The organism is Streptomyces sp. NPDC026673, assembly GCF_040638135.1.
Lineage (GTDB): Bacteria > Actinomycetota > Actinomycetes > Streptomycetales > Streptomycetaceae > Actinacidiphila.
In genome coordinates this window covers 75,594-81,852 of record NZ_JBEZXR010000039.1, presented here as the reverse complement: position 1 = coordinate 81,852, position 6,259 = coordinate 75,594, and the positions used below count along the sequence as shown (strand labels likewise).

Annotated in this window: 5 protein-coding genes; 1 reads left to right on the top strand and 4 read right to left on the bottom strand. The window is 74.7% G+C overall.

What is annotated here, in order from left to right:
• Positions 1-668: 668 nt before the first annotated feature.
• The 4 genes from pepN to AB0F62_RS25145 form a co-directional block, all read right to left on the bottom strand.
• The gene (gene pepN, locus AB0F62_RS25160) at positions 669-3,170 is read right to left on the bottom strand and encodes an aminopeptidase N (RefSeq protein ID WP_361803272.1); all 2,502 of its coding nucleotides are present in this window, start codon (positions 3,168-3,170) and stop codon (positions 669-671) included.
• A gap of 108 nt (positions 3,171-3,278) precedes the next feature.
• On the bottom strand, positions 3,279-4,532 hold the full coding sequence (locus AB0F62_RS25155; RefSeq protein WP_361803269.1) for an acetamidase/formamidase family protein: 1,254 nt from the start codon (positions 4,530-4,532) through the stop codon (positions 3,279-3,281).
• 218 nt (positions 4,533-4,750) lie between these two features.
• Positions 4,751-5,368, bottom strand: a complete 618-nt coding sequence (locus AB0F62_RS25150) for a sortase (RefSeq protein WP_361803266.1) — start codon at positions 5,366-5,368, stop codon at positions 4,751-4,753.
• Positions 5,369-5,384: 16 nt separating this feature from the next.
• A complete protein-coding gene (locus AB0F62_RS25145; RefSeq protein ID WP_361803263.1) occupies positions 5,385-5,609 on the bottom strand; it encodes a hypothetical protein in 225 nt (74 codons plus the stop codon).
• 197 nt (positions 5,610-5,806) lie between these two features.
• Between AB0F62_RS25145 and AB0F62_RS25140 the strand changes: the two genes are divergently transcribed.
• Positions 5,807-6,205, top strand: coding sequence for a VOC family protein (locus AB0F62_RS25140; protein WP_361803260.1), 399 nt, complete (start codon positions 5,807-5,809; stop codon positions 6,203-6,205).
• Positions 6,206-6,259 lie beyond the last annotated feature (54 nt).

Below are 6,259 nucleotides of genomic sequence, written 5' to 3'. Positions count from 1 at the left end.
ACAACAAATACACGTAAGTGTCCAGAACGCCCACCCCTACGACCCCGCCCCCTCCGTCTCGTAGCGCGCCTGATCCCCGGAGGGGGGTCAAAGGGCGGTCCGGGGCTGGCGCACGTGCCCAACTCACCCCCACCGGGTCAGGCACCCCGGGGGTACCGCCCAGCGGTAGCTGGGGGACGCAGGGGGCGAGGAAGCGGTCCGGGGTTGCCGCGAGTGCGCAACCGAAGCTCACCGGGTCAGGCGGACCCATGGGGGTGCCGCCCAGTGGTAACTGGGGAAGTGCGGAGTGAGGGAGCGGTTCGGGGTTGCAGCGAGTGCCCTGCTGAACCCCCTCTGGCCGTCGTGCGCGTCAACGACCGGAGGGGGTGTGGCGGGCTGCTCCCCCTGGCCGAAGGCTGGGGGGGACGAGCGGTGCGCGCGGCGCCCAACGATGTAGGGCAGCGCCGCGAGCGCCGAGGTGGGGGTACCCCCGGCCGGAGGCTGGGGGCGTACCCCGGCGCGGCACCGACCCCGAGACGAGCCCAGCGCAGGCCCGCACCGACCGCGCCGGATGGGGGCACCCCCGGCCGAAGGCTGGGGGAGGGCGGGCGGGCGGGGAAACCCCAACATCAACCACGACGCACCCGCACACGACAACCGGGCCCGCACAGACGCACCCCGGGCACCCGCTACGCGGAGGCCGTGCGGACCCGCAGGGCGCGACGCAGGTCGTCGAGCTGGTCGGCGAGGCGGCGCCGCAGCGCGGGACTGGGGGCGGGGTCGCCCGAGCGCAGGCACTCCTCGCCCAGTTCCAGGACCTCGGACTCCACGACGGGCACGGGGAAGGCCCAGCGGCCGGCGGCGTCGGCGAGGGCGGGGCCGCGGCGGGCGGCGACCGCGACGGCGGCCGGGAAGTAGCGGGGCACGTACTCCCGGACGAGGTCCAGCTGTTCGGGCTGCCAGAAGCCCTGGGCGGTGGCGGTGAAGAGGTAGTTGGACAGCGTGTCGCCCTCGAACATCCGCGCCCAGGCGGCCTGCTTCGCCTCGGGGTCGGGCAGCGCGGCCCGGCAGCGGGCGGCGCCCTCCTGGCCGGTGGCGCTCGGGTCGCGGTCCAGTTCGGCGGCGACGTCCTCGGCCGTGGCCGCGCCCAGGACGCTGAGCCGGGTGAGGATCTGCCAGCGCAGCTCGGGGTCGAGCGCGGGACCTCCGGGCAGGGTCCCCTCGGTGAACCAGCCGCGCAGGGCGGCGGGGTCGGCGGTGGCGGCGATCAGCTCGCGGGCCGCGGCCAGCCGCAGTCCCGGGTCCTCCCGGTTCAGCAGGTCGCGGGCGAGGTCCTCCAGGGTGGCGAGGGCGCCGGGGCGCTCGGCCGCGGGGAGGTAGCGGTCGGCGATCTGCCCGCGGGCGAAGCCGAGCACGCCCTGCACGACGGCGATGTCGGTCTCGTGCGGCAGGTGCGCGCGGGCCACGTCGAGGTAGGCGGCGGGCGGGAGTTCACCGTCCCGGACGAGGTCGCGGGCGGCGTTCCACACCAGGGCGCGGCTGAGCGGGTCCGGCAGTCCGCGCAGCGCGGCGACCAGGGTGTCCCAGGACCGCGCGTCGAAGCGGATCTTGGCGTACGTGAGGTCCTGGTCGTTGAGCAGCACCAGGTCGGGGCGCGGGCCCGGGCGGGCGCCGGAGGCCTCGCCGTTCGCGGGCACGTCGGTCTCGAAGCGCTCGCGCAGCACCAGCTGGGCCGGGTCGGTGTCGGCACGGTCGTACGCGGCGACGGAGATGCGGTGCGGGCGGCCGCCCTCGTGCGTCACGTCGAGCCGCCAGCCGCCGTCGGCCGCCACCGGAACGGGGGTGAGCGTGTCGACGCCGGTCGTGCGCAGCCAGCGGTCCGCCCAGCCGTGGACGTCGCGGTCGGTGGCGCGGGAGAGGGAGTCGATGAAGTCGGCGAGCGCGGCGTTGCCGAAGCGGTGCCGTGCGAAGTGGTCGTTGATCCCGGCGAGGAAGTCCTTGCGGCCGAGCCAGGTGACCAGCTGGCGCAGCGCGGACGCGCCCTTGGCGTAGGAGATGCCGTCGAAGTTGAGCAGCGCCGAGTCGGTGTCGGGGACGGCCTCCGGGGCCGGCGCGACGGGGTGGGTGGAGGGGCGCTGGTCGGCGTCGTAGCCCCAGCCCTTGCGCGCGACGGCGAAGTCGGTCCACGTGCCGGTGAAGCGGGTGGCCTCGGAGAGCACCTGGTAGCCCATGTACTCGGCGAAGGACTCGTTCAGCCAGATGTCGTCCCACCAGCGCAGGGTGACGAGGTCGCCGAACCACATGTGGGCCATCTCGTGGGCCACGACCATGCCGCGGGTCTGCCGCTCGGTGTCGGTGACGGCGGAGCGGAAGACCATCTCGTCGCGGAAGGTGACCAGGCCGGGGTTCTCCATCGCGCCCGCGTTGAACTCGGGGACGAAGGCCTGGTCGTAGGAGTCGAAGGGGTACGGCTCCTCGAACAGCTCGTGGTAGCGGTCGTAGCAGCGCCGGGTGATGTCGAAGAGCTCCTCGACGTCGGCGTCCAGGTACGGGGCGAGGGAGCGGCGGCAGTGCAGGCCGAAGGGCAGGCCCGCGTGCTCGGTGCGGACCGAGTGCCAGGGTCCGGCGGCGACGGCGAGCAGGTAGGTGCTGATCGGCGGGGTCGCCGCGACGCGCCAGCGGCCCTCGGCCTCCCCGGTGCGCTCGGCCACGCCGTTGCCGAGGACGGTCCACGCGGGCGGCGCGGTGACGGTGACCTCGAAGACGGCCTTCAGGTCGGGCTGGTCGAAGGCCGCGATGACGCGCTGCACGTCGTCCAGGAAGAGCTGGGTGTACAGATACGTCTCGCCGTCCGCCGGGTCCGTGAAGCGGTGCATGCCCTCACCGGTGCGGGAGTACCGCATGTCCGCCTCGACCCGCAGCTCGTGCGGGCCGGCCGCGAGCCCGGTGAGCGGCAGCCGGTTGCCGTCCAGGGCGGCCGGGTCCAGCGGCCGCCCGTCCAGCACGGCGCTGTGGAGGGCGGCTGGTTTCAGCTCGACGAAGGTGTCGCCGTCGGCGAGGGCGGTGAACCCGATGACGGTGGTCGAGCCGAACACCTCGTCGCCGCGGGTGAGGTCCAGGTCGACGGCATAGTGCCGGACGGCGATCTGCCGGGCGCGGGTCTCGGCCTCGGCACGTGTGAGAGCAGGCATGCCGTCATGCTCCCTCATGCCCCGTCCCCGGCGCACGGGGGTTCCCCGCGGTCCCCGATCGCGCGGACCGGGCGTAGGGGCCGCCGGGCGTCCGGTCCCGGCGGGCCGTCAGGTGAAGATGCCGCGCGGGAGGGTCATCGACACGAGCCAGGACGGCAGGTCCACCGTCTCGTTGATCTTCAGGTCGCCCGCCACGCTGCAGAGCGTGTAGGCCTCGTGCAGGCTCAGTCCCTGGTCGCCGGCGAGCCAGTCGACCATGTCCCGGACCGCGTTCTTCGCGTTCTCCATCAGATCCGGTCCGGTGCCGGTCGTCTGGTAGTAGCCCTGCGCGAGCATCTCGTCGGTCATGGCCAGCTGGGTCGGGTCGGCGGCGGGCACGACGGCCCGGGGACCGGCGATCACGGTGTCCGGGATCACGCCGAACCGCACCGTGACGGCCATGAGCGTCTCGATGGCCGTCCCGGTCACCTCTCCGTCGCCCTGCGCCATGTGCCCGTCCCCGGCGGAGAACAGCGCGCCCTCGGCGTAGACCGGGATCTGGATCCGCGTTCCCTTGACGAGCTGCCGGATGTCGGTGTTGCCGCCCATTCCGCCGCTGACATCGGGCGGGAAGGTGCGGTACATGCCCTTGCGCAGGGGTGCGACGCCCATGATCCCCATGAAGGGCGCGACGGGGATGCGGGCCTGCCGGCCGGTGTCGGCGCCGGTGAACGTGGCGAATCCGGTGGTCTGGCCGCGCTCGAAGCCGAACAACTGGATGAACGGGGCACCGCTGTTGTAGGGCTGGTCCTCCGGCAGTGCGCCGGCGGCCGGTCCGGGAGTGGGGTCGCTGAACTGGGAGGCCTCGCTCCAGGGGGCGAGCGGGGCGAGCAGTTCGGGGCGCAGGGATCCGAAGAGGCCCAGGGCCGGACTGACGACGACATAGCCGAAGTCCACGAGGGGGGCGACGTCCAGGACCTCGACCTCGAGGATGTCGCCCGGCTTGGCGCCCTCCACCTCGATGGCGCCGGTGAGCGGATGAACCTTCCCCAGGTCGATGGTCAGGGTCGCCTCGGGAGTCATCGTCCGGGCCGCGGCGCCGATGTCCAGGGCGTCGCGGCACAGCAGTTGGACGACCTCCCCCGGCCGTACCGTGGTCACCGGGGACAGGTCCCGGTTCCACCGGTTGTGCAGTACGCGGCCGAACCCGTCCACGACCTTGTCCCCGTCCGGTCCCGTCGTCACGTCCGGGCTGCCGGAGCCGGCGACGTCCATGCCGCCGACCGCTCCGCCGCCCGCGGCCAGTGCCGACAGCGCGGCCGCGGCCGGTCCCGCGGAGGCCTGCTGCACCAGGCTGCCGGCGCCTGCGGTACCAGAATGCACGAAACACATCGCGGCCTCCCGTGGCCCTGCGTTCCGGGTGCCCGAGGCGACCCGGCCGACGGGGCATGACCCGGGGTCCGCCGGACGACGCCCGCGGCGGTGGCGCACCAAATGCCGCGGCGGCGAGAGCGCTCGGCGCCGTCGTCCGATGCGGGGACAGCCCCGCTCTTCACGATCCTCCGCCGGAAATACCGCGGCAACCGGGACGGCGGCGCGGCTCAGAAGGCGCGGACGGCGGTCGCGTGCACGACCAGCATCCCGCCGGGCCGGCCGCGGTCGCGGTGGCCGCCGTGCCCCCGTTCTCCGCCGCAGGTGACGAGCCGCAGGGCGGGCGCGTCGCCGTCCGTGCGCAGGGCCGCGGCGGGGAGGGAGTGCCGGGGGACCTCCTCGACCCGCGTGACCGTGAAGCGGGCGCGGCTGCCGTCGCGGCGGGTGACGACGACGGTGTCGGCGGGGCGCACCGCGTCGAGGTCGCGGAAGACCGCGCGGCCGCGCCGGCCGTCGCCGTGGCCGACGATCACGGAGGTGCCGGTGTCGCCCGGCGCGGCGCTGCGGTCGTACCAGCCGGCGTAGCCGCCCTGCTCGGCCGCGGGCGTCTGGAGGGTGCCGTCGTCGGTGAGCCCGAGGTCGACGACGCGGGCGTGGACGCCGGCGCTGGGGATGTCGATGCGCACGGGGGTGTGCGCGGCCGGGTCGGAGGCGCGGGCGGAGGTGCTGCCGTGGACGATGGCCGCCGCGCTGCCCTGCCCCGCGCGGGTGACCGCCCAGGTCGCGGCGGCGGCCACGGCGAGGAGGACGAGGGCGAGGACGTTGATGCGGCGGTGCGTCATCCTCATCCCCCGCTCACCCGGCTCACCTCGGGCGGACGGCGTAGAGGACGCCGCCGACGCCCGCCACCAGCAGGAGCGCGCCGGTCACGGCCGGGCCGGGAAGGCCGGCGGCCCCGTGGACACCGGCCGCCCGGGCCGCGACGACCGCGAGGATCGTCGCGAGCGCCGCACAGCAGACGGCGACGGCGGCGATCCGGGCGGAGGCGGTCCTGACGGTTGCTGCGGGGGCGGCACAGGCGGCGGACATGGGGCGGGGTCCTTCGGGCGGGGACGGTACGGACGCGGTGGCCGGCCGCCGGGCGACGGGCGGGCCGGCCACGGGTCCACGCTACGGAGCGCGGGGGCCTGCCCGCCTCCCCCGACCGTCCGGTTCCGTATCAGCCGAAAGTATGGTCCCGGCCGTGGATCTTGCGTCCAGAGGAGGACGCCGGGCAGGCTCGGCGGATGATCGCCACTCTGCAGTGCACCGTGATCGACTGCCCGGACCCGACGGCGCTCGCCACCTTCTACCGGGGGATCCTCGGCTGGGAGCTGGACGCCGAGGACCCCTCCTGGGTGACCCTGACGGCCCCGAACGGCACCCGGATCGCCTTCCAGGAGGTGCCCTTCCACCGGCCGCCGCGCTGGCCCGACCCGGAGCACCCCCAGCAGTTCCACCTCGACTTCGACGTCCCCACCCGCGCCGACGTGGAGCGGGCCCACGAGGAGGTCGTCGCACTCGGCGCGTCCTTCCTGCACGACAGCGGCGGGCAGCGCAGCGGCTTCCGGGTCTTCGCCGATCCGGCCGGGCATCCGTTCTGCCTCTGCTACGGGCAGACCCTCGGACCCGCCGGCGCGCAGTGAACGGCGGGCCGGAACGCCCGGCGACAACGGCGTGGGGCGACGCGTAGGCTCGAA